Source organism: Streptomyces sp. bgisy100 (assembly GCF_057709105.1).
The window spans coordinates 132,730-159,275 of the sequence record NZ_JBYITE010000009.1 but is presented as its reverse complement, the minus strand read 5'-3'; the positions used below and the strand labels follow the sequence as shown (position 1 = coordinate 159,275).

At 72.7% G+C, this 26,546-nt stretch carries 23 protein-coding genes; 9 read left to right on the top strand and 14 right to left on the bottom strand.

What is annotated here, in order from left to right; all coding sequences use genetic code 11:
* Window positions 1–189 precede the first annotated feature (189 nt).
* Window positions 190–1,446 (bottom strand): acyl-CoA dehydrogenase family protein, encoded by a 1,257-nt coding sequence (locus tag AC3EQ1_RS09110; protein ID WP_432093785.1) that lies wholly within the window; start codon window positions 1,444–1,446, stop codon window positions 190–192.
* 9 nt (window positions 1,447–1,455) lie between these two features.
* Window positions 1,456–2,685 (bottom strand): amidohydrolase family protein, encoded by a 1,230-nt coding sequence (locus AC3EQ1_RS09105; RefSeq protein ID WP_432093784.1) that lies wholly within the window; start codon window positions 2,683–2,685, stop codon window positions 1,456–1,458.
* A gap of 145 nt (window positions 2,686–2,830) precedes the next feature.
* On the opposite strand from AC3EQ1_RS09105, the gene AC3EQ1_RS09100 reads away from it, so the two are divergent.
* Entirely contained in the window at window positions 2,831–4,564 is a 1,734-nt protein-coding gene (locus AC3EQ1_RS09100) for a class I adenylate-forming enzyme family protein (protein ID WP_432093783.1), read from the top strand.
* A gap of 99 nt (window positions 4,565–4,663) precedes the next feature.
* Here AC3EQ1_RS09100 and AC3EQ1_RS09095 read toward each other — a convergent pair whose 3' ends face one another.
* Entirely contained in the window at window positions 4,664–5,185 is a 522-nt protein-coding gene (locus tag AC3EQ1_RS09095) for an EF-hand domain-containing protein (RefSeq protein WP_351514355.1), read from the bottom strand.
* Between the two features lie 85 nt (window positions 5,186–5,270).
* Between AC3EQ1_RS09095 and AC3EQ1_RS09090 the strand changes: the two genes are divergently transcribed.
* Window positions 5,271–5,738, top strand: coding sequence for a hypothetical protein (locus AC3EQ1_RS09090; protein WP_432093782.1), 468 nt, complete (start codon window positions 5,271–5,273; stop codon window positions 5,736–5,738).
* A gap of 133 nt (window positions 5,739–5,871) precedes the next feature.
* Here AC3EQ1_RS09090 and AC3EQ1_RS09085 read toward each other — a convergent pair whose 3' ends face one another.
* The gene (locus tag AC3EQ1_RS09085) at window positions 5,872–6,246 is read right to left on the bottom strand and encodes an STAS domain-containing protein (RefSeq protein ID WP_388853218.1); all 375 of its coding nucleotides are present in this window, start codon (window positions 6,244–6,246) and stop codon (window positions 5,872–5,874) included.
* A 299-nt stretch (window positions 6,247–6,545) separates the two neighbouring features.
* On the opposite strand from AC3EQ1_RS09085, the gene AC3EQ1_RS09080 reads away from it, so the two are divergent.
* Both AC3EQ1_RS09080 and AC3EQ1_RS09075 read left to right on the top strand, forming a co-directional pair.
* Complete coding sequence (locus tag AC3EQ1_RS09080; protein WP_432093781.1) at window positions 6,546–7,127, top strand: sigma-70 family RNA polymerase sigma factor; 582 nt, start codon at window positions 6,546–6,548, stop codon at window positions 7,125–7,127.
* On the top strand, window positions 7,124–8,491 hold the full coding sequence (locus AC3EQ1_RS09075) for a maleylpyruvate isomerase N-terminal domain-containing protein (protein WP_432093780.1): 1,368 nt from the start codon (window positions 7,124–7,126) through the stop codon (window positions 8,489–8,491). The genes AC3EQ1_RS09080 and AC3EQ1_RS09075 overlap by 4 nt, the downstream gene beginning before the upstream one ends.
* A gap of 64 nt (window positions 8,492–8,555) precedes the next feature.
* On the opposite strand, the gene purU is transcribed toward AC3EQ1_RS09075, so the two are convergent.
* Both purU and AC3EQ1_RS09065 read right to left on the bottom strand, forming a co-directional pair.
* Window positions 8,556–9,440 (bottom strand): formyltetrahydrofolate deformylase, encoded by an 885-nt coding sequence (gene purU / locus AC3EQ1_RS09070; protein WP_432093779.1) that lies wholly within the window; start codon window positions 9,438–9,440, stop codon window positions 8,556–8,558.
* A 29-nt stretch (window positions 9,441–9,469) separates the two neighbouring features.
* Complete coding sequence (locus AC3EQ1_RS09065) at window positions 9,470–9,970, bottom strand: SCO4402 family protein (protein ID WP_432093817.1); 501 nt, start codon at window positions 9,968–9,970, stop codon at window positions 9,470–9,472.
* Window positions 9,971–10,087: 117 nt separating this feature from the next.
* Between AC3EQ1_RS09065 and AC3EQ1_RS09060 the strand changes: the two genes are divergently transcribed.
* Entirely contained in the window at window positions 10,088–11,362 is a 1,275-nt protein-coding gene (locus tag AC3EQ1_RS09060) for an ABC transporter substrate-binding protein (protein ID WP_432093778.1), read from the top strand.
* Between the two features lie 33 nt (window positions 11,363–11,395).
* Here the strand turns inward: AC3EQ1_RS09060 and AC3EQ1_RS09055 are convergent, their stop codons facing one another.
* Both AC3EQ1_RS09055 and AC3EQ1_RS09050 read right to left on the bottom strand, forming a co-directional pair.
* On the bottom strand, window positions 11,396–12,658 hold the full coding sequence (locus tag AC3EQ1_RS09055) for a hypothetical protein (RefSeq protein WP_432093777.1): 1,263 nt from the start codon (window positions 12,656–12,658) through the stop codon (window positions 11,396–11,398).
* 736 nt (window positions 12,659–13,394) lie between these two features.
* Window positions 13,395–14,819 carry an NsdA family TPR-like regulatory protein gene (locus AC3EQ1_RS09050; protein WP_432093776.1) on the bottom strand — a complete coding sequence of 475 codons (1,425 nt, stop codon included), beginning with the start codon at window positions 14,817–14,819 and terminating at the stop codon, window positions 13,395–13,397.
* A 548-nt stretch (window positions 14,820–15,367) separates the two neighbouring features.
* Here AC3EQ1_RS09050 and AC3EQ1_RS09045 point away from each other — a divergent pair.
* The 4 genes from AC3EQ1_RS09045 (at window position 15,368) to AC3EQ1_RS09030 (ending at window position 19,594) form a co-directional block, all read left to right on the top strand.
* Entirely contained in the window at window positions 15,368–16,048 is a 681-nt protein-coding gene (locus AC3EQ1_RS09045) for a bifunctional DNA primase/polymerase (RefSeq protein ID WP_432093775.1), read from the top strand.
* A gap of 413 nt (window positions 16,049–16,461) precedes the next feature.
* Window positions 16,462–17,289 (top strand): ABC transporter ATP-binding protein, encoded by an 828-nt coding sequence (locus tag AC3EQ1_RS09040; RefSeq protein WP_432093816.1) that lies wholly within the window; start codon window positions 16,462–16,464, stop codon window positions 17,287–17,289.
* Window positions 17,268–18,911, top strand: a complete 1,644-nt coding sequence (locus AC3EQ1_RS09035; protein WP_432093774.1) for a transporter — start codon at window positions 17,268–17,270, stop codon at window positions 18,909–18,911. The genes AC3EQ1_RS09040 and AC3EQ1_RS09035 overlap by 22 nt, the downstream gene beginning before the upstream one ends.
* A gap of 341 nt (window positions 18,912–19,252) precedes the next feature.
* On the top strand, window positions 19,253–19,594 hold the full coding sequence (locus AC3EQ1_RS09030; RefSeq protein ID WP_432093773.1) for a hypothetical protein: 342 nt from the start codon (window positions 19,253–19,255) through the stop codon (window positions 19,592–19,594).
* Between the two features lie 511 nt (window positions 19,595–20,105).
* Here AC3EQ1_RS09030 and AC3EQ1_RS09025 read toward each other — a convergent pair.
* From AC3EQ1_RS09025 to AC3EQ1_RS09000, 6 genes are all read right to left on the bottom strand, one after another.
* Window positions 20,106–23,150 (bottom strand): AfsR/SARP family transcriptional regulator, encoded by a 3,045-nt coding sequence (locus AC3EQ1_RS09025; RefSeq protein ID WP_432093772.1) that lies wholly within the window; start codon window positions 23,148–23,150, stop codon window positions 20,106–20,108.
* A gap of 140 nt (window positions 23,151–23,290) precedes the next feature.
* The gene (locus AC3EQ1_RS09020) at window positions 23,291–24,334 is read right to left on the bottom strand and encodes a hypothetical protein (protein WP_432093771.1); all 1,044 of its coding nucleotides are present in this window, start codon (window positions 24,332–24,334) and stop codon (window positions 23,291–23,293) included.
* Window positions 24,325–24,972, bottom strand: a complete 648-nt coding sequence (locus tag AC3EQ1_RS09015) for a hypothetical protein (protein WP_432093770.1) — start codon at window positions 24,970–24,972, stop codon at window positions 24,325–24,327. The genes AC3EQ1_RS09020 and AC3EQ1_RS09015 overlap by 10 nt, the downstream gene beginning before the upstream one ends.
* A 62-nt stretch (window positions 24,973–25,034) precedes the next feature.
* Window positions 25,035–25,505 carry a Tad domain-containing protein gene (locus AC3EQ1_RS09010; RefSeq protein WP_432093769.1) on the bottom strand — a complete coding sequence of 157 codons (471 nt, stop codon included), beginning with the start codon at window positions 25,503–25,505 and terminating at the stop codon, window positions 25,035–25,037.
* Window positions 25,502–25,987 carry a TadE/TadG family type IV pilus assembly protein gene (locus AC3EQ1_RS09005; RefSeq protein ID WP_432093768.1) on the bottom strand — a complete coding sequence of 162 codons (486 nt, stop codon included), beginning with the start codon at window positions 25,985–25,987 and terminating at the stop codon, window positions 25,502–25,504. Before AC3EQ1_RS09005 ends, AC3EQ1_RS09010 begins: the two co-directional genes overlap by 4 nt.
* The gene (locus AC3EQ1_RS09000) at window positions 25,987–26,508 is read right to left on the bottom strand and encodes a TadE family protein (RefSeq protein WP_432093767.1); all 522 of its coding nucleotides are present in this window, start codon (window positions 26,506–26,508) and stop codon (window positions 25,987–25,989) included. Before AC3EQ1_RS09000 ends, AC3EQ1_RS09005 begins: the two co-directional genes overlap by 1 nt.
* Window positions 26,509–26,546: the final 38 nt, after the last annotated feature.

Genomic DNA, 26,546 nt, shown 5'->3' with positions numbered 1-26,546 from the left:
CCCCGAAGCCGCCGGCCCCACCGAATCCGCCGGACCCACCGGCCCCGCCGGACGCTCCGCATCCTCCGCCCCCAGCCGCCGCGACCCCCGCGGCAGCCCGCAGCCGGTCGGGGCCGAAGTGCGTCTCCAGCAGCGCCCGGACCGTGCTGCGCAGCGCCGCTTGCTCCTCCGTGAGCCGGAAGTCCATGGTCAGCGCCCCTTGGGCAGGCCGAGGATGCGCTCGGCGACGATGTTCCGCTGGATCTGCGAGGTGCCCGCGGCGATCGTGTAGGAGAGCGACGACAACCGGTCCGCGACCCATTCCCGGTCGGCGTCCAGCGCGTCGGCCGCCCCGAGGACGTCCGCCGCCGCGTCGTACAGCTCCTGCCGGGCGTGCGAGTAGCGCAGTTTGAAGACCGAGCCGCCGACGCCGGGAACCCCCGCGCCCGCACCGGCTCCGGGAGCCCCCTGGCGCACCCCGGCTCCCGGCCTTCCCCCGGAGCCGCCACCACCGGCGGCCCGCGCCCCGTCCGCGCCCCCCGGCCGGTGCTGCGCCTCGCTCACGTTCCACTGGGTGAGCCGCCACAAGGCCGCGAACTCCGCGGCGAGCCGGCCCAGCCGGCGTCGCAGCACCGGGTCGTCCCAGCGGCCGTTCCGCCGCGCCGTACGGGCCAGTTCGCCCAGCACGCGCCGACAGGCGACGACCTCCCCCACGAAGGCGGTGCCCCGTTCGAAGGACAGGGTGACCATGGTGACCCGCCAGCCGTCGTGCTCCGCGCCAATGCGGTGCGAGACCGGCACCCTCACCTCGTCCAGGAAGACCTCCGCGAACTCCGTCGAACCGGCCAGGGTGCGCAGCGGCCGTACGGTCACCCCCGGCGCGTCCATCGGCATCGCCAGCCAGGAGATCCCCCGGTGCCGCGGCGCCTCCGGATCGGTGCGGACCAGCAGTTCGCACCAGTCGGCGACCTCCGCGTGGGAGGTCCAGAGCTTCGATCCGCTGACGACGTAGCAGTCCCCGTCGCGTACGGCGCGGGTTCGCAGCGCCGCCAGGTCCGACCCGGCCTCGGGCTCACTGAACCCCTGGCACCACACCTCTTCGCCCCGCAGGATCGGCGGCAGCCACCGGCGGCGCTGCTCCGAAGTCCCCTCGGCGGCGATGGTCGGGCCGGCGTGCAGCAGTCCGACGAAGTTCGCGCCGACGTAGGGTGCCCCCGCCCGCTCGGTCTCCTCCAGGAAGATCAGGTGCTGGGTGGGGGTCGCCCCTCGGCCGCCGGCGTCCCGCGGCCAGTGCAGCCCCGCGTATCCGGCGTCGTACAGCGCCCGCTGCCAGCCCAGGTCGTACGCCCGCCGCCCCGGCCAGTCGTGCGGGTCGGGCCGCGGTGGCAGTTTCGGCAGCGCGCCGCCCAGCCAGGCCCGGAGCCGGTGCCGGAAGTCTTCCTCCTCTTCGGTGTACGTCAGGTCCATCCGCCGCGCTCACCCGTCCAGATCGAGGTCGAGCATCCGTATGGCGTTGCCGCGCATGAGCTTGTGCACGGTCTCCTCGTCGAGCCCCTTCACGTGGTCGAGCGCGACCTCCTTGGTGTGCGGGAAGGTCGAGTCCACATGCGGGTAGTCGGTCTCGAAGGTGGCGTTGTCCCGTCCGACCACGTCCAGTGAGGCGACTCCGTGCTTGTCGCGGAAGAAGCAGCAGAAGATCTGCCGGTAGTAGTACGTCGACGGGGGTTCGGGGATCAGATCGCGGACCCCGCCCCAGGCACGGTGCTCCTCCCAGACGTCGTCGGCCCGTTCCAGCGCATACGGGATCCACCCCATCTGGCCTTCGCTGTAGGCCAGTTTCAGCCGGGGGAACCGCACCAGCACCCCGCTGAAGAGGAAGTCCGTCATCGACGCCATCGCGTTGTTGAAGCTCAGCGTCGCCTGGACGGCCGGGGGTGCGTCCGGCGAGGCGGCGGGCATCTGCGAGGACGAGCCGATGTGCATGTTGACCACGGTGCCCGTCTCCTGACAGGCGGCGAAGAAGGGATCCCAGTAGCCGGAGTGGATGCTCGGCAGCCCCAGGCAGGTGGGGATCTCGCTGAACGTCACGGCCCGGACGCCGCGGGCCGCGTTCCGCCGGATCTCCGCGACCGCGAGACCGACGTCCCAGAGCGGGATGAGGCACAGCGGGATCAGCCGGCCGCCGCTGTCCCCGCACCACTCCTCCACCATCCAGTCGTTGTACGCACGGACGCAGGCCAGGGCGACCTCCTTGTCGTGCGCCTCCGCGAAGGTCTGCCCGCAGAAGCGGGGGAAGGTGGGAAAGCAGAGGGAGGCCTCGACATGGTTGAGGTCCATGTCCTTCAACCGCGCGGCCGGGTCCCAGCAGCCGCGGCGCATCTCCTGCCGGGTGATCCCTTCGAGGGTCATCTCGTCCCGGTCGAAGCCGACGGCGGCGATGTTGCGCTTGTACGGGAACTTCAGGTCCTCGTAGATCCACCAGTCGGTCGGCGGCCCGTCCGGGTCCATGGTGATGACGTACTTGCCGCCGGTGTACTCCAGCTGTCCGATGCCGGCGGTCAGGGGCCGCGGTCCGCGCTCCCGGTATTTGGCCGGCAGCCAGGTCTCGAAGAGGTGCGCGGGCTCGATGACATGGTCGTCGACGCTGACGATGCGCGGCAGGTCGGCCGGGGCCGCCGACGGCGTTCCCGGGGTGACTGCGGTCATGGCCTCTCCTCTTCGCGCTTCCGAAGGTCACTTCTGATGCTCCGTCAGATATGGAGGCTAGCCCGCCCCCTCTGGACCGACAAGGCGTCCCGCCCTACGCTTCCCGCGCAATCTGACTATCCGTCAGCAACGAGGGGGCTCGGAGATGACCGGCGGCGCGCACGGCCCGGAGGACATCGCGCACGGCCTGGAGGGGGCGGCGACGCTGTGGGAGCTGGTCACCCGCCGCGCCTCCCTCACCCCGGACGCCCCGGCACTCCTCCAGGACGCCGACGGCCCGCCGGCCGCCGGCACGAACGTTCCGGCCGGCAGCAGAACCCCGGTCGGCGGTGACGGCACCCCCGCTCCAGGCACCGGCGCAGTCGAGAGCGGCGCCGCCCCCCGCGTGCGCCGACTGACCTTCGGGGAGCTGCGCGCGCGGGCGGAGCGCACCGCGGCGGGGCTGTACGAGCTCGGCGTCCGCCCCGGCAGCCGGGTGGTCTGGCAACTGCCCACCCGGATCGAGACGGTGCTGCTGTCGGTGGCGCTGGCCCGGCTCGGCGCGGTGCAGAGCCCGGTGATCCCTTTTCTCCGGGACCGCGAGGTGGGCTTCGCGCTGCGCGAGGCGCGCGCCGGGTTCTTCGCCGTTCCGGGCCGGTGGCGCGGCTTCGACCACACCGCGATGGCCCACCGGCTGACCCGCGGACTGCCCGGTCCGCCGCTCGTGCTCGACCTGCGCACGGGCCTCCCGGACGCGGATCCGTCCGTCCTGCCGCCACCGCCCGCCAACGGCACGGATGTCCGCTGGATCTACTGGACGTCGGGCACGACCTCCGACCCCAAGGGCGTTCTGCACACCGACGGCAGTCTGATCGCGGGCGGTTCGTGCCTGGCCGGCGCGCTGCGGCTCACCCCGTCCGATGTCGGCTCGGTGGCCTTCCCGTTCGCCCACATCGGCGGCCCGGACTATCTGGTGATGATGCTGCTCTGCGGCTTCCCCGCCCTACTGTTGGAGCAGTTCTCCCTGCCCGGCTCGCTCGACGCCTACCGCCGGCACGGGGTGACGGTCGCGGGCGGCAGCACCGCTTTCTACACGATGTTCCTGGCCGAGCAGCGCAAGGACCCCGGACGGCGGCTCCTCCCCACGCTGCGCCTGCTGGCGGGCGGCGGCGCGCCGAAGCCACCGGAGCTTTACCACGCGGTCGTGGCGGAGCTGGGCTGCGAACTGGCCCACGGCTACGGCATGACCGAGGCCCCGATGATCACGATGGGTTCACCGGAGGACACCACGGAGCAGCTGGCCGGTACGGAGGGACGGCCGCCCGCGGGCATGGAGATCCACATCGTCGACGCGCACGGCAAGCCGACCGCACCGGGGGCGGAAGGCGAGGTACGGCTGCGCGGCGAGGCCGTCTGCCGCGGGTACTCGGACCCGGCCGTGACCGCCGCCGCGTTCGACGACGACGGCTTCCTCATCACCGGCGACCTGGGGCGGCTCACCGCGGACGGCCATCTCGTCCTCACCGGCCGGCTGAAGGACGTCATCATCCGCAAGGGCGAGAACATCTCGGCGCGGGAGATCGAGGAACTGCTGCACGGCCTCCCGGGCGTCGGCGACGTGGCCGTCATCGGCCTGCCGGACGCGACGCGCGGGGAGCGGGTGTGCGCGGTGATCGAGCAGCCGGACGGGGCCCCGCCGGTCACGCTGGAGGCGGTGACCGGGCATCTGCGGGACGCCGGGCTCGCCGTCCACAAACTCCCCGAGCAGCTCGAGCTGGTGGCCGAGCTGCCCCGCAACGAGACGCTGCGCAAGGTCCTCAAGTACCGGCTGCGGGAACGGTTCGCCGGATCCCTGCCTGCGGAATCGTCGTCCGGACCGGCGCCGGGAACCAGTCGCTGAACCGGCCGCACGGCCGCCGGGAACGCCCCGGGAGCGAGCCCCGGGCCCCGGCCGGGCCTCCGGTCAGGCCTCCGGTCAGGCGTCCGGTCAGGCGTCCGGTCAGGCGTCCGGTTCGGGCGTGGTGAAGAAGGCGGCGAACGCGGCGATGACCTCGTCCTCCGCGATCCGCCCGTCGCCGTCGGCGTCGAGGGCCGTCGCCACCTGGGTGCACTCCTCGGGTGTGACACCGAGCACCCGCAGCACCCGCTCCGCCTCGCCCGGGGTCATGCCGCCGTCCCCGTCCGAGTCGGCGATCGCGATCACGGAGTGCAGGAAGGGCCGGGCGATCTCGGCGAAGCGCTGGGAGTTGTCCCGCAGCCGCTTCACCGCGCCGTTGACGAATTCCTCGCGGGTGATGCGCTGGTCGCCGTCGCGGTCGGCCATCCCCGCCATGCCCTGCCAGAACGCCTCCGCGCCGTCGTAGAGCGCCTGGCCCTTCATCGAGCGGGCGGCGGTGTCGAACTCCGCCAGGACGGCGGCGGCCGCCGCGTTGAAGTCCTCACGGGAGATGTAGCCGTTGCCGTCCTGGTCGAAGGTGGCGAAGCGGCGGGCGATCTTGCGCTCGTACTCTGGGCGGTCCACGTCGGCCTCACGTTCTGTCGGGTACCGGCTGCTCAGATAGTAAGTGGTCTGGCGCGGGCTCGTGTTCAGATGATCTCCTCCGGTCATGGAGGCGGTTGCGGCAAGTGTCATAGCGGTCCTGGGAACTCTGCTGGGATCGGGCATCACTCATGTCTTCCAGCGGCGGGCATCCGACCGGAATGAGCAGTTCGCCCGGGACGAGCGGCGCCGGCAGGAGATGCTGGACGCCTGCAGCGCGTACGCCGGACTCCTGGTGAACTACCGGCGCACCCTCATCCACCGGTGGTTCTTCGCACACGAGGGCCGCACGGACGAGAACGAGACCGAGATCCGGACCCGCTCGTACGATCTGCGCTCCCAGGCGCAGGAGGCGTTCTTCCGGATCCAGATGCTCTCCGACGACGACACACTGGTCGCCCTGGCGGGCGAGGCTCTGGACGCCGCGAGTGTGGTGCACAAGGCCGTCGGCCGGCCCGACATGGACACGCGCCGGGACATCAGCCGGGACGCCATCCACGCCTTCGTGACCGCGGCCGGGGGCCGCATCCGGTGATCCCGCCCTCCGGTGGACACCGGCCGGAGGCGAACGTTCGGCCTGACGGTGAATTCTCCGCCCGAAGGTGAACGTTCCGCCCGAAGGCACGCGTTCCCGCCGGCGGAACCGTTCCGGCGGTACTGCGGGAGGGTCAGGCGGAGAGCGGGCTCGCCGCCTCGTCCACGGCCGCCGTGACGTCCGGGTAGACCTCGAAGAGCCGTCGGACGCCCAGCGCGGCGAGCACCCGGTTCACGTGGGAGCCGTCCTCGGCCCCGCGCGCCGGGAGGATCAGCCGCAGCCGGCCCTGGCACGAGCGCATCAGCCGACGGGCGGCGATGAGGACACCGACGCCGCTGGAGTCGCAGAAACGCACCCCGGAGAGGTCCAGTACCAGGCTGCGGCGACCGTCCGCCACGGCGTCGTGCACATGCTGCCGAACCGCGGGCGAGGTCACCAGGTCCATCTCTCCGGAGACTTGCAGGACAGCCCATTGGCCCTGCTCGTCCTCCATCACTTTCAACGTCACGCGCCCGAAGTCCCTTCACTCGCGCACTCTGCGATCGCTATGCGGAAGCAGTCCTTCCTCCTTCGGCTGCCCGAGGGCGTTCCCATGAAACACCCGCCTCGGTGGCCGCTCCGTCGACCCTATGCACAGCACGGAACCCCCGTCTCCGGGTACCCGGGCAAAGTGACCGGATCTATACCAGCCACGAGGACGGAAGGGGTGCACATTGCCGCAAAGAGAAGCCCGGTGTCCGTTCTGCCCACTACATTCGATGGGACGGTGAACGCCAGGGACGACGACGGCACAGGGACGAGGGCCGTATGACGAGCGACGCAGCACCCCGTTGGGACCGGAAAATGCAGCAGCGGCTGGCGCGCGGCGAGGCCGCGGCGCTGGGCGAGCTGTACGACCGGTTCGCGTCACTCGTGCACAGCCTCGCCCACCGGGTCCTCGACGACGAGGACGCCGCGGACCGGGTCACACGGGAAGTCTTCGGCTATATCTGGGAAAATCCGGATGCCTATGATGCCAAGCAGGGTCCGCTGCGCTCCTGGGTGGCGATGCTCACCCAGCGCCAGGCCGTCCACCGGCTCCGGCAGGCCGAGTCGGAGCTGATACGGCAGGGCGGGGACGGCACACCCGACGAGGTCGAGGAGAAGGTCCGGGAGGCGTCCACCGCGGCCCGCGCCGACTACATCCGGACGTCCATGCCCGCCTCCCTGCGCGCCGCGCTCGAACTCGCCTATTTCCAGCGCCGGGACTACCGGCAGACCGCCGCCGACCTGGGCGTCACCGAGGACGAGGCCCGGCGGAGGCTCCGCCTGGGGCTGCAGTTGCTGGCCACCGCGCGCAGTCACTCACCACACGCGGCGTCGCCGCCCGGCTGCGGGAGGGCTCTGTGAGCGGACCGTTCGGCCCCGGGTGGCACGATCCGGAGGACGACGGCCGGGACGGCGGGCGCAACGGCGGCGCCGGGCCGGGCCCCCGCCGGTTCGGCAGCGCCGGACGCCCGCGGATACCACCGCCGCGCTCGGCGCCGGAGGACAACGGGCCACTGCCCGACCCGCCGCCCGCGGTCCGCGAGGACATCACCCGCGTGCCCGCGCCCCGGCCGCCCGGGACCCCGCGGCCGCTCCGGCCGCCGGCCCCGACTCCCGCACCGGTCCACGACCACCGGGTGCTGAAGTCGCTGCTCGGCGCCTGGGCGCTGGCCGCCTGCTCCGCCGAGGAGACGGCGGCCGTCGAGGCGCACCTCACCGACTGCGCCGGCTGCGCGGACGAGGCGGTGCGGCTGCGCGACGCCGTCGGCCTGCTGCACAAGGAGGACAATCTCGACCTGGACCCCCTGCTGCGCTCCCGGGTCCTGGAGGGCTGTCTGGGCCGCCGGCCCGCGCGCATTCCGGTGCCCGAGTGGGCCGCGCCGTACGACGCCGAGTCCGCGCGGCTGGACGCCCTGCTGCGCGACATGGGCGCCGCGGAGTGGCGTGCTCCGGTCCGGCTGAGGTGGTTCGAGGAGGACCACGCAGTGGAGCGGGAGGTCACCGTGGCCGCGGTCATCGGGCATCTGATGACGGTGGATTCCCTGGTGGCCGTGGCACTCGGGCTCCCCGACCCGCTCGGCGCCGCGGCGCCCGCCGAGCACTCCCCGGCGTCCCGGACGGAGGCGTACTGGCGCGGCGGGCCGCCGGAGCAGCCGCGCTCGCTCCGGGAGCCCTGGCGCGACCAGGCCCACACCCTGATCCGCACGGTGTCCTTCGCCGGGCGCGGCGTCGCCGAACTGGAGGTGCCGTACGGGGACTTCACGCTGCCGCTGCGGGACTCCTTCGTCGACCGGGCCTTCGAGTGCTGGGTGCACGCCGGTGACATCGCGGAGGCCGTCGACTACCCGTACGAGCCGCCGGTGCCCGGCCACCTCAACCTCATGATCGACCTGGCGGTGCGGATGCTGCCGGCGGCGCTCGCGGAGCGGCGGCGGGCCGGGCTGGCGAGCCCGCCTCGCACCCTGGTCGCGGCGGGCGCCCCGGGCCGCTCCCTCCATCTCGAAGTGGAGGGCAGCGGGGGCGGCGACTGGCACATCCCGCTCGACTCGCCAGCCGCCGCGGCGTCACAGGACCACGCGGTGGCACATGTGGCGCTGGACGGGATCGAGTTCTGCCGGCTCGCGGCCGGACATGTGCCGCCGGAGCAGGCCGCGGCGGGCCAGGAGGGCGACCGCGAGGCGATCCGCGACGTGCTCTCGGCCGTGGCCTCCCTCTCCCGCCTCTGAACCGCCGCGACCGACGCACTCCGGGCCCGCGGGAGCGGGCCCGGCCGGATCCGGAGGAAGAGCCTCAGGCGAAGACGACCGTACGGCTGCCGTTCAGCAGCACCCGGTGCTCGCTGTGCCACTTCACGGCACGGGCGAGCGCCTGGCACTCGACGTCCCGGCCGATCGCCACGAGCTGCTCCGGCGTGACCTCGTGGCCCACCCGCTCCACCTCCTGCTCGATGATCGGGCCCTCGTCGAGGTCCGCGGTCACGTAGTGGGCGGTGGCCCCGATGAGCTTCACCCCGCGCGCGTGGGCCTGGTGGTACGGCTTGGCGCCCTTGAAGCTCGGCAGGAACGAGTGGTGGATGTTGATGATCCGGCCGGAGAGCTCCTTGCACAGGTCGTCGGAGAGGACCTGCATGTAGCGGGCGAGGACGACCAGCTCCACGCCCTCGCTCCGCACCAGCTCCAGCAGCCGCGCCTCCGCCTCGGCCTTGTTCTCCTTCGTCACCGGAATGTGATGGAAGGGGATGTCGTAGGAGCCGACGAGCTCGGCGAAGTCGGTGTGGTTGGACACCACGGCCGCGATCTCCACCGGCAGCGCCCCGATGCTCGACCGGAAGAGCAGGTCGTTCAGGCAGTGCCCGAACCTGCTGACCATGAGGACGATCCGCATCCGCTCCTCGGCGCGGTGGATCTGCCAGTCCATGCCGAAGGAGTCGCCGACCGCCGCGAAGCTGGCCCGCAGCTTCTCCAGGGTGACGGGCACCTCGGCCTCGAAGTGCACCCGCATGAAGAAGAGCCCGGTGTCCCGGTCCCCGAACTGGTGGCTGTCCTCGATGTTGCACCCGGTCATGAAGAGGTAGCTCGACACGGCGTGCACGATGCCCCGCTTGTCCGGGCAGGAGAGGGTGAGGACGTACTGCTCAGGGGCCTGCTGGGGCGCGGCGGACTGCGACTCGTTCATGACCCCATAGCGTCGCACACCCGCGGAGCTCAAGCCGTCCGGGTCATGATCGCGAGCACTTCCAGCGAGCGCGGCGGCGCGTCCGGGTCCTCGCCGTCGTTCGCGGCGAGCCGGACGTGGGCCTCCCGGGCGGCCCGTACGGCCTCCTGCCACCCGTGGTGCTCCAGATAGGCGGAGACGGGGGCGTCGGGACCCACCTGGTGCATGATCCGGAGCACCCGCAGCACGGCGACGTCCACGAGGGCCGCCTCCTGCGAGTCACGGAAGATCGTTCCCACGTACTTCTCGGCGGACCAGTTGTCGAGCCAGGTGTCCTCGACGAGCCGGTAGACGGCGTCCGTGACGTCGCCATAACCGTCCCTGCCCGCCAGCCAGCACTCCTGCTGGAACCCCGGGTCGGAGAGCATGTGCAGCGCCGAGCGCACATTGCTGCGCCAGCGCCACCACGGCATGTCATTGAGCGGCATGTCGCCCATGGTGGTGGAGCGACGGCCGCGGCGGGAAGACTTCTCCGAACCTTGCATGGCAATCGAGCATACGTTCTTCACACGGGGTGCCGACTCGGTCCCTTCTGTTCACCCCGGCGTCACCGAGCGTTGAGATCGCATCACTCCGGCGTTACGGGGCAACCGGAAGGGTTGCCGAACATGACCGGACGGCGACGCCCCTCCTCCCCCCGCCCCTTCAAGGCCGCGGTGCTCGCCACGGCGACCACGGCGGTCGGTGCGGCGCTGCTGAGCCTCTGCGGGGCGATACCCGGCATACCCGACAGATCCAAGGCCCCGGTGACGGTCATGACCTGGGCCCCGGAGGGCACCGGGGCGACCAATATGCCGGGGATGCCGGCCATGGCCAAGGCCTACGCCCGCTGGGTCAACGAGCAAGGTGGCCTGAACGGCCATGAACTCAAGGTCCTGACCTGCAACGACCACAACAACACCGTGGGCGCGGGCCGCTGCGCCCGGCGCGCGCTGTCCCGGGACGTCGTCGCGGTGGTGGGCTCGTACAGCCAGTACGGGCACTCGTACATGCCCCAGCTCGAGGCGGAGGGCATCCCGTACATCGGCGGCTACGGGGTCACGGACGAGGAGTTCACCAGCCCGCTCTCGTACCCCGTCAACGGCGGCCAGGCCTCCCTGCTGGCCGGCAACGGCCGCCAGCTCGCCCGGTCCTGCACCGAGGTGTCCCTGGTCCGCCCGGACACCATCGCGGGCGACCAGATGCCGTCGTTCCTCAACTCGGGCCTGGCACAGGGCAGGCGCGGCACCGCCGACGACATACGGGCCCCCGAGGACGCCACCGACTACAGCCGGCAGGCCCGCCGGGCGATGGGCGGTGCGGACTCCTGCGTCACCGCCGCGCTCGGCGACCGCACCGACACCTTCTTCGACTCCTTCCGCCGCCTCCAGCCGGACGGCCTGCGGGTCCGGCTCGCCTCCGTGCTGGGCAGCGTGCAGCAGTCACTGGTGACCCGCACCGGCAGCAAGCTGGACGGCGCCTCAGTGACGGGCTGGTACCCGGTGGCGAGCGACCGGCGCTGGGACCCGATGCGCCGGGTCATCCGTGATCACGCCTTCGGCGACAACCGCATCGACGCCGCCGACCCCGGCGTACAGACCACCTGGATCGCCTACACCGTGCTGCGCGAGGCCGTCAAGTCGCTCGGCGACGACGGCGAGGTCACCGCGCACTCCGTACGCCGCGCCCTGGACGGCCCGCTCGGCGACGGGGGCGTCGACACCGGCGGCCTGACCCCCGAGCTGAGCTGGCGCTACGAGGACATGCTCGCCGTCAAGGGCTTCCCCCGCATCACCAACGCGATGGTGACGTACCAGCGCGTCCGGGACGGACGGCTGGTCGCGGAACGGGACGGCTTCGTGGACGTCTCGGGCACACTGGAGCACCGCCGCGAGGAGGGCTGACCTCCTGGGTGGCCCTCAGACCTGAGTGGCCCCTCAGAGCTGAGTGAACTGGCGCTGCGGAAGGCCGTACTTCGACGCGATCTTGTTCCAGAGCGCGGCGGCCTCCTTCTTGGCCACCGTGGCCTGCCCGCTCGCCCGGTTGCCCGCGGCCGCCTGCGGGGTGACCCGCGCCCGGCCCTTGTGGCAGCCCTTGCGCCCGCCGACCTGGTCGGCCCACGCGGCGTAGTGGTTGTCGGCGGCGGCGGACGCCTTCCAGGCGCGCGTCAGGGAAGCGGTGAGCGCCGCGTTGTTCGGCAGTTCGTCGACCGAGAGCTTCTGCAGCCGGGTCACCAGTCCGTTGCGCTGCCCGGCGGCGGCGCGCAGGTCCTGCGCGGACTGGCCCAGGTTGGTGCAGGTCCGGGTGTTCTCGACGGAACGGATCACCGTCGAACGGCTGTTGTTGCTGTCCTCCAGCAGGCTGTCGAGCGACTTCGCCTGCCGCTCCGCCGGATCGGCCGCGGCCGACGGGCTCTGCTTCTCGTTCTCTTCCGCCCCGGCGGCACTCGACTGGGCTGCCTTCTTGACGCCCTTTTCCTCATCGTCGCCGCTCAGCGCGGCACCGGCCGCGAGCCCCGCGACGGTGCACCCCGCGATGACGATCGCGATCAGCGCCACCGGCGAGAGCCCCTTGCGGGAACGCGCCGGGGGCTCGTGCTGCTGCGGGGCGTCGAACTGCGGGTCGTACCGGGGTATCTGCTGTGTGGAGCCCGGGGACGCGTCCCCCGCGTCCGCACGGAACAGCCCGTCGAACTCCGCGGGCGGCTGCCGGTCACCGGGCATGCCCGGCCGGATCCCGTACGGGGCCCGCGACGGCGCCTCGGGAGCCGGCACGGGGGCCCCGATGAGCTGCGTCGCCTCCGCGTCCGAACCCTGCTCCGACAACGAGCGGCGGCCGAGGAACTGCGTCGGCTGGTCCCGGACCTCGGGCGGCAGCGGGGCACCGGCGGACACCGGCGGTATGTACTGGGTCGCCTGCGCATCGCCGGACTCCTCGGCCGGCAGCGGCTGCGCCGCCTGCGGCTGCGTGACGTGCGGCTGCGTGACGTGCGGCTGGGCGGGCTGCTGCTGCGCGGCCGGTGGCTGCACGGGCTGCGGCTGGGCGGGCTCCGGCCCCCAGGGCTGCCCCCACGGCTGCCCGGCCGTCGGCCCGGACTGCTCCGGCACCCACGGCTCCCCGTGTGCGGGCAGCACGACGCCTTCATGTGCGGGCGTGGCCGCAGGCAGATGCGGGTCGTTTCCCTGTCCGCTGTGCGACACCGGGACTCCTATGACTGGGCGGAACTTACGGAACCGTCGGGTCACGCTACCGGGTCGCCGCACCCCTCTGCCATGTCCCTGCCCTCACCCCTCCCCACCTGCACAGACACCCCCCGCCCCCACCGGAATCCAACATTCCATCACCCCCACACCCCACCACCCCACCCCCACAAACCCACCCAAACCCCAACCCCTCAGCCCCACACCCCATATCACCACAAACAACCCAACTCAATCCCGGATGAGGCCCCCCACAGCCACCCGGCGTCACACACGAGCCGAACGCGCTGGGCAATGACAACTGAAGGGCCCCCAAAGAGTCACAACAGGCTGAGCATCAGGAGTTGGCCCCCAGACGGCCAGGTCAAGGTGACACCGCGCATGACAAGACGGGCCGCACTCAAGGAAGCTCAGAGCGAGGTGATCACCGACGTACGGGGCCGCACGAGGCGAACGAATGAGGCGCGGTGCCACCTACCCAGCGGTCCGGACGAAGCAGATAGGGGCGCAGGGCGGGGTGGACGCAAGGGGGGTGGGGGCGCAGGGGTGGGGGGTTCCGGAAGCTTCCGTGTATTTGTGGCCCCCAGGGCCGTAAATATACGTTCCGGACCCCCCCACCCCGGAGCCCCCGCCCCCGAAACCACCCACACACCCGCACCCAACAAACGAGGCCCGCCGAAACGAACCCCAGAACCCCCGAGCGCGCGCCGCACGGCGAAACCGCGCGGCACCGCGATCACGCCGCCTGCCCCTGCGCATCCATCCGCGCCCCGAACTCCCGCACCACCGCCTCATGCCGAAACGGCTCCAACCGCTGCTGCAGGTCCTCCAGATACTCCTCCCCCCGGTTCGACCGCAGACCGGCCAGCAGATCCAGCGCCTGCGTCCCCGTGTGGCACGCCTGCTCGACCTCCCGCAACTGCACCTGCGCCGACGCCAGCAACACCAGATCGATCGCCCGCCGCCGCACCCGCGACTCCGGATGCCCGCTCAGCGCCTCCTCCGCGCGCCGCTGCGCCGGCTCCGCCTGCCCCAGGTCCCGGTGGCAGTGGGCCAGTTCGTCGGCGAGATAGGCGTGGTCGAAATGGGCGATCCACGCCGGGTCGTCCCCCGAGGCCGACCCCTCGGCCACCCCGGACACGTCCTTCTCCACCTCCCCCGCCCGCTCCATCGCGGCGAGCGCCTGCCCCGCAACGACCTGGAACGCCCGCCCGTCCCCCAGCAGCGCGTGCCCCCGCGCCTCCGCGGCGTAGAACATCGCCTCCGCGCGCGGCGTGACCCGCCCCCGCGCCCCTTCCTGGGCGGCGCGTGCGAGTTGCGCGATCTCCCGCGGATTGCCGAGGGACGCGGCGAGGTGACTCATTCCGGCGGCGAGCACGTAACCCCCGTAGCCACGGTCGCCCGCCGCCTGGGCCAGTCGCAGGGCCTGGATGTAGTACCGCTGCGCCAGACCGGGCTGGCCGGTGTCCACGGCCATGTAGCCGGCGAGTTCGGTCAACCGGGCCACGGCGGCGAAGAGTTCACGGCCGACGGACTCCCGGTAGGAGCCGCCGAGGAGCCCGGACACCACACTGTTGAGGTAGTGGACGACCACGGGCCGGACCCGGCCGCTGCCGAACCGGTGGTCGAGTTCGACGAGGGCCTCGGTCATGGCCCGCACGGCGTCCACGTCGGCGAGCCCGACCCGGGCCCCGGCGGTGCGCGCGACCTGCGCGTCGATACCGGTGATCAGCCAGTCACGGCTCGGCTCGACGAGGGCCGAGGCGGCGACCGTCGCCCCGCTCAGGAAGTCGCGCCGGCCGACGTCGCTGCGCCACAGCTCGCAGACCTGCTCGATGGCGCCCAGCACGGTCGGCGCGAACTGCAGGCCCACGCCGGAGGCGAGGTTCTTGCCGTTCGCCATCCCGATCTCGTCGATGGTGACGGTCCGGCCGAGCTTCCGTCCCAGCGCCTCCGCGATGATCCCGGGGGCGCGGCCGCGCGGCTGCTGCCCGCGCAGCCAGCGGGCGACCGACGTCTTGTCGTAGCGCAGGTCGAGCCCGTGCTCGGCACCGCACATGTTGACCCTGCGGGCCAGCCCCGCGTTGGAGCAGGCAGCTTCCTGAATGAGCGCCTGCAACCGTTCGTTGGGCTGACGCGCTACAAGCGGCCTGGCGGCCATGGCACTACCCCCTTGGTCGACGCCCCTGTTCTCTGCCCATCCGGAATCCTGGGAATTCGTGCTATTTCTGCTGTTCATCGTCTTGCGAGGCGATTCGGCGAGATTTCCGGAAGGCGGCTGCGCGTTCCGTAAGGCCGCGGCGTCCCAGCCGCCGCGCACCGCCACGCGCACACCGCACACCGCCCGCGCCCGGCCGCCCCGCCGCACGCGGCATCACCACCACTGCTCCCGAGCGCCCTCGCGCACGGCGCGGACCGTCGCACGGGGAGCGGCGCGCACGCCCGGTGGCCGGGCCCGGTCAGCGCGCCCGCGCCCCGCGCGCGCCGCCACGGTGGGCCGTCGCCGCGCACATCGGCCGCCCGCACACACGCCACCGTGCCGGACTCACCACCGCGCACACCCTGCCGCGTATGCACTACCCCGCCCCCACACCCCTTCTTCCGCGCGCCCCCGCCGATGCGCCCATGCGCCCCGGATGCCAAAACGATGCGCCTCGGGCACGCCCGTGTGGCCCGTAACCCTTGCGGGGAGGGGGAGTTGTGCTGCGTGTGGAAGAGACCATTGGAGTGACCGGAACCGATGTCCCTCATATCCCTCAGCAGCGCGGGGACGCCCTGCTCGACACCGCCGTGCGATACGTGGAGGAGCGCCACTGGGACGTGCTCCCGGGCACCTGGCTGGAGCCCGCCGACGACGGCACCGAGCGCTGCTCGTGCTCCGCACCGGACTGCCCCGCTCCGGGGGCGCACCCTGCCCGCACCGACTGGGCGGCGCAGGCGACGGGCAGCGCGTCGGTGGCCCGACGGCTGTGGGGGAAGCAGCCGCGGGCGTCGATCCTGCTGCCGACGGGGCGTGCGTTCGACGTCCTGGACGTGTCGGAGGCGGCCGGGTGCCTGGCGCTGGCCCGGATGGAGCGGATGGCCGTGCCACTGGGGCCGATCATCTGCACCCCGGACCGCCGCATGCTGTTCCTCGTCCTGGCCGGGGCGGCCCCCAAGGTGCCGGACCTGGTGAGGCGGCTGGGCATGCCGCCGCAGAGTCTGGATCTGGTGGCCCGGGGTGAGGACGACTGCGTGGTGGCGCCGCCGACGCGCATCGGCTCGCGGGGCGCCGCGCAGTGGGCCCGGCGGCCGACGGCCACGAACCGGTGGCTGCCGGATGTGGCAGAACTGATCAGTCCGCTGGTGTACGCCTGCGGGCGGGAAGCCGCCGAGTCGCGCGGCCACTGAACCGAGCCGCCCGGCGTCTTGGGGGGACCTGTCGCGGGGCGCACCGGCGTCCCGGCGTCGGCGCTCCGGCGTCGGCATTCCCGCTTCGGCATTCCCCCTTCGGCATTCCCGCTTCGGCTTTCGGCGTCCTGAGCCACCGGAGGCCGTGCCTCCGTACCGGGCGCGGTGCCGCCCGGCCGATCGGCGGGGCCCGGCAGGGTGCCGCACGGGCCACGGGCAGTTATCCACAGGGTGCCGCGGCCCGTCCCCCCGCCCGTATCGTGTTCGACGGATGGGGGGCGCAGGACGCCCCCACGGGGACGTCGAAAGGCACTGCTGTGTCAGGGGAACGAGACGAGAAGGACCGGGCGGCGGACACCGCCGCTCGGGAGCGGGCCGACCGGCCCACCGCCGCCGAGCCCACCGCGCCCGCCCTGGCGGAAGCACCTGTGGAGGTGCGTACCGAGGGCCGCGCCGGAGCCGCGGGGGCCGTGCAGCCGCCCGCGGTGCGTATCCAGGGCCTGTGGAAGCGCTTCGGGGAGCAGGTCGCCGTGGCGGGGATCGATCTGGAGCTGCCCGCCGGACAGTTCGTGGGCCTCGTCGGCCCGAACGGAGCGGGCAAGACCACCACGCTGTCGATGGTGACCGGTCTGCTGCGGCCGGACTCCGGCCGGGTCGAGATCGACGGTCACGACGTGTGGCAGGACCCGGTCGCGGTGAAGTCGCGGATCGGCGTGCTGCCGGAGGGGCTGCGCCTCTTCGAGCGGCTCTCCGGCCGGGAGCTGCTGGCCTACACCGGGCGGCTGCGGGGGCTGCCCGGCGAGGAGGTGGACCGGCGCGCCGCCCAGTTGCTGGAGGTGCTGGATCTCGCCGGCTCACAGCACAAGCTCGTCGTCGACTACTCGACCGGCATGCGGAAGAAGATCGGGCTGGCGTCGGCGCTGCTGCACAACCCCCGGGTGCTCTTCCTGGACGAGCCGTTCGAGGGCGTGGACCCGGTGTCCGCCCAGACCATCCGCGGCGTGCTGGAGCGCTACACCGCGTCGGGCGCCACCGTGGTCTTCTCCAGCCATGTGATGGAGCTGGTGGAGAGCCTCTGCGACTGGGTGGCGGTGATGGCGGCGGGCCGGATCCGGGCCCGGGGGACGCTGGCGGAGGTGCGCGGCGACGCTCCCTCGCTGCAAGCTGCCTTCCTCGAGCTGGTCGGCGCGAACGCCGGGGCGTCCGGGCAGGATCTGGAGTGGCTCGGCGGCGCCCGGTGAGCGCCGGCACGGCGTCCACGGCGCCCGTTGCTCCCGCCCTCACCCCGGTCTTCGTCCGGCTGAAGCTGTCGCTGCTGCGCAACGGTCTGCGCCAGTCGTCGGGCCGCCGGGTCGCGTATGTGGCGTCCGTCGTGGTGACGCTGCTGTTCGCGGCGCTGCAGCTGCTCGGACTGATCGCATTGCGCGGCAATGCGCACGCCGGGGCGCTCACCGTGGTCGTCGTGGCGATGCTGGCGCTGGCGTGGGCGGCGATGCCGCTGTGGTTCCCGGGCGGTGACGAGACGCTGGACCCGACGCGGCTGGTGATGCTGCCGTTGCGGCCCCGGCCGCTCGTCAGGGCGCTGCTGGTCAGCTCGTTGATCGGGATAGGCCCGCTGTTCACCCTGACGCTCGTCGTCGGCTCGGTGATCGCCGTGGCGGACGGCGCGGCGGCGGTGGCGGCCGGGGTGCCGGCGGCGGCGCTGGTGCTGCTGGTGTGCGTGGCGCTGTCGCGGGCGGTCGCGGCCGCCAACATCCGGCTGCTGACCAGCCGCAAGGGCCGCGACATGGCGCTGCTGAGCGGCCTGTTCATCGCGATCGGCCTGCAGTTCGTCAATCTGGGGGCGCAGAAGCTGGCCGAGCCCGACGGGCTGAAGGTGCTGGAGCCGGCCTCGGAGGTGCTGCGCTGGCTGCCGCCGGCGTCGGCGCTGGACGCCGTCCGGGCGGCCGGCGACGGCGCATACGCCCAGTGTCTGGCCCAGTTGCTGGCGAACGCCGTGGTGCTGGTGCTACTGCTGCGGTGGTGGCAGCGGAGTCTGGTGCACCTGATGACCGCGCCCGACGGCTCGACGCTGCAGGCGGTGACGCAGGAGCAGCAGAAGGAGGGCCGGAGCGCGGGGCTTGCGGGACTGTTGCCGACAGGCCGTACCGGAACGGTCATGCTGCGCACGCTGCGGTACTCCTGGCGTGACCCGAGGTCGCGTGCCGCCTGGGCGACATCGCTCGGGATGGGGCTGCTGCTCCCGTTCATCTCGGCGCTGCAGGGCAACACCAGCGTGTACACGGCGTGCTGGGCCGCGGGCCTGCTGGGTCTGCAGATGGGCAACCAGTTCGGGCAGGACACGTCGGCGTTCTGGATGGTGGCGCAGACGATCGCCTCCCGCCGCGACGCCCTGCTGGAGCTCCGTGGCCGGGCGATGGCGCTGGGGGCCGTGGGGCTGCCGTTCGTGCTGCTCGTGACGGTGGGCATGGCCGCATACGCCGGGCAGTGGGACGCGCTCCCGGAGGTGCTGGGCCTTTCGCTGACGCTGCTGGGCTCCCTGGTGGGGACGGGCGCGCTGGCCTCGGCCCTCTTCCCGTACTCGATTCCGCAGGACACTGGCTACAAGAGTGCGGCACCGGGGCAGGCAGGGCTGGCCTGGATCAGTTTCGCCGTCTCGCTGCTGGCGGGGCTGATCGTGGGCACACCGGTGGTGGGGCTGACGATCTGGCTGCATCTGGCCGGCGCGCACGCCTGGCTGTGGCTCGTCCTGCCGCTGGGGGCGGCGTACGGGCTGGCGCTGGTGGCGCTCGGCCTGCGCCTCGCGGCGCCCCGGGTGTCGGGCCGGCTCCCGGAGATCCTGGCGGCGGTCAGCAAGGGCTGACCGGGCACGGGGCGGGGGACGGTGCACAGGGCGCATTGCGGGGGCGGGGCACGGGACGGGACAGGACAGGCGCGTCGCGGGAGCGGGCACGGGACGGGACAGGACAGGCGCGTCGCGGGAGCGGGCACGGGACGGGTTGAGGCACAGGTCGGGGCGCGTCGCGGGTCGGGGCGCGTCGCGGGTCGGGGCGCGTCGCGGGAGCGTCATGCCACCTCCGGGAACGCCACCCTCGGATCTGTGAGGTTCCCGTCCGCGTGCCGGTGTCCTTGACTGGTCGTCACCGGGCACCCCGAGGGGTGGCCGGGTCACACACCGAACGACGAGTACTACGGGGGCACATCGTGCGCTTCAAGAGGAACGCTTTCGCCGTCGGCATCGCCGCCACCCTGTCCGCTGTCGCCTTCGGGCTCAGCACGCCGGTGGCGCAGGCCGCTGAGTCCGCCACCCCTGGCGGGGTGGACTGTGACGGCTGGACCCACGCCAACAACCCCGATCACGGCATCGCGGGCTGCACCAACAACACCGACCACCCGGTCACCTTCCGCGCGGAGATCGTCTGCGGGCGGGCTCCGGACGTCTCCGGTCAGTGGGTGACCCTGGCTCCGGGGCAGTACTCGGAGTCGCAGGGGGTGTGCGCCTTCTACAGCAGCGGCGTCGGCCGGGTCGGCTGGACCATCCAGTAGACGGTCCGGCCCGGCGGCCACCCCACGGCCGGTGGGGGCGGCGGCCCACGGTCGGGGGGCGGCGGCCGCCGTACGGCACTTGACCGCACAACCGGTGGCCGCCGGGCGCGGATGACGCCGCTGCCGTTCGGCGAGCCTGCCGGGTGACGGTCCGGTCCGCGCCTGGCCTGGCCAGGCCAGGTCGGGCCAGATCAGGTGGCGGTCCTGCCGGTTCGCGGTCCGGCCTGCGGCTCCGCCGCACTGTCGGCGGACTCGCCAAGAGGGTGGCCCGGCGCGATGCGAGGGCCCCTCAGACCGGGGACCCGGGCCGCTGCCCGGCCCGACGGATCCCCGGCGGGCGGCGGTGGCGGCGCCGACCGGGGCGCGGCCGGCGCGGTGGGGGGCCGCGCCGGGGGCCGGACAACGGCTGGGCCCGAACAACAGCCGGGCCCGAACAACAGCTGGGGCCGGAGTCCTGTACGGACTCCGGCCCCAGCCGTGTTCTGTGGTGTGCCGCGCCGGGCGGACGGTGTCAGCCGGTTGCGGCCTCCGTGCCGCGCCAGGACGGCAGGAGTTCGTCGAGCAGGGCCTCGGTGCGCGGCGGCAGGCCCCGCGCACCGCCGCTCAGGGCGTTGTTGTGGGCGATCAGGGACTCCACGGTGGACTCCAGCAGGGCCGGGTCACCGGTGGCGTGGGCCGCCCGGAGCTGCTCGTTCCAGAGCCGCTCGTCCGACGGGGCCGACGGCAGCGCGGTGTTGAGGGCCTCGATCGCCTTCTCCGGGTGCTCGGCGCCCAGGTGGTGTTCGGAGAGCGCGAGCGCCACGTCGGCGACGAGCAGCGGCAGCCGGGCGTCGATGATCTCGTGGGAGAGCCAGCCGTAGCGGCCCGCGGGCCGGTCCGCCAGGAGCGGGCCCCGGACGAGCGCGAGGGCGTCGGTGAGCAGCCGTTCCCGTACGGAGGCCCGCTGTGAGCCGCTTCCCGCGGTCGCCTCGTGGTGCAGGGTGCGCAGCACGTCCAGGTCGGAGACGACGGACCGGGCGAGCGTGAGCCGTCCGGTGTCGTCGGTGGCCAGCCGGGGGGTGCCGTCCGGGTCGTTGCCGAGCCAGCCGCGCAGCCGCTCGATGAGCGAGTCGCGGACGTCCTCGGTGGCGCCGCGCGGCCACAGCGCCGACGCCAGGACGCGCGGGTGCACGCCCTCCCGGTGCAGCAGCAGCATGGCGAGTGCCTCGTGCAGCAGCGGGCTGCGTTCGCCGTCGGGGTCGTCGAGGCCCGTCACCTCGTACGGGCCGACCAGTCGGGCGTAGACGGCGGGGCGGCCGTGCTCGCTGATGTCCACCATGAACGGCATGCGGGCCCGGTCGGGCTCCCGCTCCTGGCCCTCGGGCGCCGGGTCGGCGTCGGTGAAGAGCTCGACGACCGCCGCGTGCAGCTCCTGCGGCAGCTGCTGCGCCTGGAGTTCCAGGCCGAGCAGCGGAGCCAGCAGCCGGCCGTCGGAGGTGATCTCCAGTTCCCAGGTGGCGCCCGGCAGGCCGGTGGATCCGGTTCCTACCAGGTAGCCGATGCCCAGCCGGCCGGAGTCGGAGGCGAGTTCGGCGATCTGCGCCGCCTCCTCCTCGCCCGGCTGCTCGGCGAGCAGCACCAGGTGCGGTGCCCACTGGGTGTGCCGGGCGGGTCCGGTGCGGCCGGTGAGGACCGAGTCGTGGCCCGCGTTGCCGAGGGCGCGGCGCCGCTGGTCGGTCTCGGCGCCCATAGTCTCCAGCAGAGCGGCGGTGTCCTCGAGGTGCCGGATGCGGGTCGGGGCCAGGGCTCCGAGCTCCTCGCCGAATCCGACGAGGGTCACGGTCAGCCGGTCCGACCAGCCGTTGGTGGCGAGTTCGGCGGCGACGGACGCCAGCACGGCCGTACGGTCCGCGGCGGCACCGGACAGCGAGACGATGCCCGGCACGGCCTCCAGGTTGAGCATCAGGCGCGCGTCGTCGAAGGAGCCGAGGCTGACCAGCCCCGGGTACGGCGCGGCGGCGCCGTCGGCCTCCGTCTCGGCGACGTCGGAGCGCAGGATGCGCCAGAAGGTCTGGTCCTGGCCGAGCTGCCAGGGCGCGGGCGGCTGCCCGGCGGGGTGGGCGAGCTGGAGGTGCAGTTCGCCGTCGGTGAGCCAGGCGGCGTAGACGGTGGGCAGGGTGCGGTTCTCCGCGCCGAGGGCGGCGGCGAGGCCGCGCAGGGCCCGGTCGAGGTCGCGGACGGCGGCCGGGTCGGCGCCGACGAACAGCGCGTCCTGGACGTCCGCGGCGTCGCCGGTGGGCGTCATCAGGTCCGGGGTGCGGCCGCCGACCGCGCGCACCGCCGACTGCCAGAGGGCGGCCCGCCGGCGGCGGCCGAGCGCCCCGAGCAGCCCGGCGGCGAGCAGCGGGGCACCCATGAGGGCGTCGGAGAGGCCGAAGGAGGACGACTCCTGTGCGGGCGTGGCCTGTTCGGCGGCGGGCGCCGGTCCGCTGTCGGCCGGGCGCTCGACGGAACCGTCGGGTGCCTGGGGGACGACGGAGATGGGCTGGGTGATCTGGTCGCCGGCCGCGTCGAGGCCGCCGCCCTGCTGTCCCGAACCGCCCTGCTGTCCCGAGCCGCCCTGCTCTCCGGAACCGCCCTGGTGTCCGGAGCCGACCTGCTGCCCGGCGCCGTCCTGCTGCGCGGTCGGGCTGGACTCGGTGTAGTCGCTGATCTGCTCGCGTACGTCCTCGGAGACCTTCGGCGACGCGTCGGGCATCTCCACGAGTTCGCCGCCGTGGGCGTCCGCGGGCATCTCCATGATCCAGCCGGGGCGGATCAGGCTGGCCTGGGAGAGCTGCGAACCGTCGGGCTGCAGCCGGTCCTTGTTGAGCTCGTAGATCTCGTGGTAGCGGCGCCCGTCGTCGAGGTGGCGCTGCGCTATCTCCCAGAGCGAGTCGTGGTGGCGGCCCTCGGGCGGCTGGATGCGGTAGAACTTCGTGCCCTGCTCGGCCGACTGCCCGCCCTTGGCCTCGGTCTGCTCGGCTTCCTTCGCGATCCGCTCCGCGGCCTGCTGGGTGGCCTGGACGGCGAGGTCGCCGGGGGTCTGCTGAGCGGCGGCGGCCACCGTCGGCCGGTGGTTGTCCTCGTAGGTCTGGCCGAGCTGGGAGAGACCGGGCGTGAAGCTCGCGGCGGTCGCGCCGACGAGCAGCAGCGCGGCGACGAGCTGCCGGGCGAGCAACTGGCTGGGGCCGGCGCCCGGGATGCGGGTGGGGACGCCGACTCCGGACAGCTCGGCCTTGGCCTCGACGAGCACACAGGCGGTGAACTGGGCCCAGGCCACCCAGACGACCACCGTCAGGACCTTGATGAAGACCGTCGTGGTGATCTCTTGCTGGAGGGTGGCGAGAGAGGGCATCTCGCTCGGCAGCGGCCAGCCGACGAAGGACGCGAGCGCCGCCGGAACACCGACGACGAGCCCGGCCAGTGCGATGAACGCGAGGAAGGCCTTGGCGAAGTCACCGGCGGTCCGGCGGCCTCGGGGCAGGGGCCTCGGCTGGGGGGTCGAGGTGGGGCTGGGGCGGGCTGTGCGCGCCATGGCGGATGTCCTATGCCTTTGCGGGTCGCCTGGGTGATGGGGAAGTACCGGCCCCCCGAGCCTAGTCAGCGGGCCCGGGGGGTGTCGAAGGACGGGAGATCTCCCGTGACCGGTGTGTGCGGTGCCGTGTGCGGCGCCGGTCAGCGGTTGATGGCCTGGATCTCCTTGACGGTCACGTCCTGTTCGAACGTCGACAGACCGTCCGGCAGGGCCGGCTGCTGGGCCGGACCGTCCGGGTCCGCCGAGTCGGTCCAGGTGACCTTCCAGGTGATCTGCGCCTTCAGCGGGTAGGTGCCGTCGCCCGAGGACTTGCGGTAGGTGACGTTGCAGCCCTTGTCACCCGAGTCGACCGCGTAGCCGTCGCCGTCCTTGCGCAGGTCGTACGTGCAGGACTGCGGGTCGGCGAACTCCGTGCCGGCGTCGATCTTCAGGGCGACCGGGGTGGCCACCGTGGTCGCGGCCACGTTCACGCCGAAGTCGTCGAAGGTCGCGGTGACCCAGACCCGGTCGAGGGGCGCCTCGAACTTCACCTTGGTGTCGAGGTTCACGATCTGCCGGTTCGCCGCCGGGCTCAGCTTCACCGGCGCGGCCGGCAGCTTCATGGCCTTGAACGCGATCCCGGAGAGCACCTCCGGCGAAATGGCCTTCTGGGGCTTGGGGTCACCCTCCGGCACCCAGACGATTCCGGGGAGGCCGGCGCAGTCCTCCATCCGCTTCGGGGTGTCCGGGTCGCCGCTCATGATCTGGTCCCGGTCGTAGGTCCGGAACCACCAGGCGCCCTTGTCCTTCTCGTGGAAGTCCTTGCCCTTGTCCCAGCCGGGCAGCGGCTTGCCCGTCTTCGGGTCGCGGAGGGCGGTCTTCTTGCTGTCCGCCTTGTACTCCTTGCCGGAGAACTTGGGCTGGGTCCAGCACAGCGGCGGGGTCCAGTTCGTGTCGGCGGGCGTGACCGGCGACGCCCCCGACTTCGCCTTGAGGTTGGTGCGGACCTTCACCCCGGCCGCGATCGTGCCGCTGCCCTGGTCGGAGGAGCCGCTCTGTTCGGTGCCGCTGCCGCCCTGGGTGTATCCGGTGCCGGCGTAGGCCGGGGCCGCGAGGCCGAGCACCAGCGCGGCGGCGACCGGTATCCCGGCCAGGCGATTCCGGTGATGCAGGTGGCTGAGGTGATTCAGGTGATTCACTGGCATGCGGCAGCTCCCCGTTCCGACTTCGAGGCGAGGACGCGCCAACTTCCGCCCGTCTTCTGCAACGCCTCGGTGTACTGGATGTAGTCCTGGGCGCTCGGCTCGGTCTTCTTGACCTTGCCCGTCCCGACGTTCCTGCTGAAGGCCTTCGACTGGTCCTCGCAGTAGGTGACCTGTGCGATGTCCTTCCGGACCGACGTCACCTTCCGCTGGTAATAACGGAAGGTGCCGGTGACCGTCTCATTCCGCGCGTCGGCCTGCTCCGCCTGGTCCACCAGCGGCGGGCGGGCGGTGTCGTCGACGTAGCGGTCGATGGCCGGGGACTTCGGGTCCCGGCCGGTGAGGTACTCCAGCCGTCCCATGAGGGTCTTGGCGTGCCCCTCGAGGACGGCGTCCTTCGCCTTCTCGCCCGTGGTGTCCGCCTCGACGGCCACCGTGACGTCCTTCGGCAGGTCGAAACCGGCCGTGGACACCCGTCGGTGGTCCGTCGAGTGCGAGGGAGCGGGCTCGCTCGCCCCCTGCCCGGCGCCCTCGATCTTCCCCGAGCCCTTGGATTCCTCACTGCTGCAGCCGGTGAGCAGCAGCGCCGTCGTGACCGCGAGGGCCACGCCGACGCCCGTGGAAGCGATGCGTTCGATCATGTGAGGGGAGAACCTCCGTTTTCTGAACGGTGTGGGGGGAGGAGTGATGCCGGACCGTGGGGTCAGCCTGTGCGGATCTCGGCCCGGGACTCGCCGTGCACGGTGATCTCGCGGTCGTAGAACAGGCCCGTGAGGATCGGCCGGTACGTCAGCTGGATGTCGACCTCGACGAAGTCCACATCGCCCCCGGTGCACCGGGCCCGCGCGGCGTCCGGGCCGCTGAGCCCCGCCTCCTGCGCGAACTCGCGCACCCGCCGGCCACAGTTGGCGTAGTTGATGGGTGCGGCCCCGCCGCGGTTCTCCCGGACGGCCTCGATGTCGATGTCGTTGGCCGCATAACGGGCGGCCTGTTCCGCGATGTCGGCCGCGCGCTCGCGCTGCGAGATGGACAGCCCGCCGTCGATGACGAAGCCGGCCAGCGCCAGGAACAGCACCGCGAAGATGATCACTGCGCCGGCGCCGGAGCCCCGGTCGTCGAGCCGTCCCGCGAACCGGGCCCGGCAGCGCGCGCGCAGCGCCGTCAGCTCTCTCATGCCGCCCTCCGGAAACGGTCGAGCGGTGAAGTGGAGGTTCCGGTCAGCTGTGTGGGGATGTCCAGGCCCAGCATGTCCAGCCCGCGGACCTGGCAGCTGACCTCGACGGTGAAGAACCCGCCCGGTTTGAATCCGGCGCTCGTCTTCCGCACCGTCACGCCGCCGGCGCACACATCGGCGAGGTCCGACTCCGCCGCCTTCCGCGCCTCGGACATCGCCAGCCCGGAGTCCTTCTGGATCGAGCCGGCGCGGGCCGCGTCACGGGCCGCGCCGTCGACCGCGCCACGCCCGTCGACCAGTTGCCCGAAGGCGACGAGCACCAGGATGAACAGGATCATCACCGGCGCCAGGATGACCACCTCGACCGAGGACAGACCGGCGTCCCGGCCCGCCGGGCCCCCGCGGCGCGCACCGGTCTCCCCGGTGCGCCCGGGGCCCCGGACCGCGTCCCGCGACTGTGCCGCGGCGTGCTCCCGCGTCATCAGCCCTCCTCTTCCACGAAGCGCTCGACCGGTCCCTGCGACTGCGCGTGGACGGTCAGGTTCAGCCCCGGGAAGACCGACGGCACGTCCGCCTCGATCTCCACGCCCACCATGTTCTGCTCGGACTGCACGGCCTTCACGGCCGGTGAGGTGAGAAGCTGCGGCCCGAGCTGATCGATGTAGCCCCGCGCCTTGGACGTCGCCTTGCCACGCCAGCCGCCCGGGTTCTCGTCCGCCTCGGCGCGCGCCTCGCGTGCGCCCGCCTGCGCCGCCGCCTGAGCGACATGATCCGCGAAGAAGTACAGCGCGAACTGCACCGAAGCGAAGATCATGAAGAACAGGACGGGCGTCAACAGCACGAACTCGATCGCGGTCATGCCCCGATCGCTGCCCGTACGCCCCCGGCGGTCGCCGGAACCGCTGTCGCCGCGCGCGGCGTCCAGCCGGCGTCGCACGCCCCGGCGCAGCGCGGTGCCGCCCGGCAGCGATCCGCGGCCGGGTGCGACGTTGGTACGTCTCATGCTGTGCGTCCCCGTGGAAGTTCGTCGGCCGGTCGACC

Excerpts from the sequence above, each read along its gene's own strand:
- AC3EQ1_RS09020 (WP_432093771.1), bottom strand. The coding sequence starts at position 24,334 with ATGCCAGTGAATCACCTGAATCACCTCAGCCACCTGCATCACCGGAAT.
- AC3EQ1_RS09060 (WP_432093778.1), top strand. The coding sequence starts at position 10,088 with ATGACCGGACGGCGACGCCCCTCCTCCCCCCGCCCCTTCAAGGCCGCG.
- AC3EQ1_RS09080 (WP_432093781.1), top strand. The coding sequence starts at position 6,546 with ATGACGAGCGACGCAGCACCCCGTTGGGACCGGAAAATGCAGCAGCGG.
- AC3EQ1_RS09005 (WP_432093768.1), bottom strand. The coding sequence starts at position 25,987 with ATGACGCGGGAGCACGCCGCGGCACAGTCGCGGGACGCGGTCCGGGGC.
- AC3EQ1_RS09015 (WP_432093770.1), bottom strand. The coding sequence starts at position 24,972 with ATGATCGAACGCATCGCTTCCACGGGCGTCGGCGTGGCCCTCGCGGTC.
- AC3EQ1_RS09025 (WP_432093772.1), bottom strand. The coding sequence starts at position 23,150 with ATGGCGCGCACAGCCCGCCCCAGCCCCACCTCGACCCCCCAGCCGAGG.
- AC3EQ1_RS09050 (WP_432093776.1), bottom strand. The coding sequence starts at position 14,819 with ATGGCCGCCAGGCCGCTTGTAGCGCGTCAGCCCAACGAACGGTTGCAG.
- AC3EQ1_RS09100 (WP_432093783.1), top strand. The coding sequence starts at position 2,831 with ATGACCGGCGGCGCGCACGGCCCGGAGGACATCGCGCACGGCCTGGAG.
- AC3EQ1_RS09105 (WP_432093784.1), bottom strand. The coding sequence starts at position 2,685 with ATGACCGCAGTCACCCCGGGAACGCCGTCGGCGGCCCCGGCCGACCTG.
- AC3EQ1_RS09090 (WP_432093782.1), top strand. The coding sequence starts at position 5,271 with ATGGAGGCGGTTGCGGCAAGTGTCATAGCGGTCCTGGGAACTCTGCTG.
- AC3EQ1_RS09110 (WP_432093785.1), bottom strand. The coding sequence starts at position 1,446 with ATGGACCTGACGTACACCGAAGAGGAGGAAGACTTCCGGCACCGGCTC.
- AC3EQ1_RS09000 (WP_432093767.1), bottom strand. The coding sequence starts at position 26,508 with ATGAGACGTACCAACGTCGCACCCGGCCGCGGATCGCTGCCGGGCGGC.
- purU (WP_432093779.1), bottom strand. The coding sequence starts at position 9,440 with ATGAACGAGTCGCAGTCCGCCGCGCCCCAGCAGGCCCCTGAGCAGTAC.
- AC3EQ1_RS09010 (WP_432093769.1), bottom strand. The coding sequence starts at position 25,505 with ATGAGAGAGCTGACGGCGCTGCGCGCGCGCTGCCGGGCCCGGTTCGCG.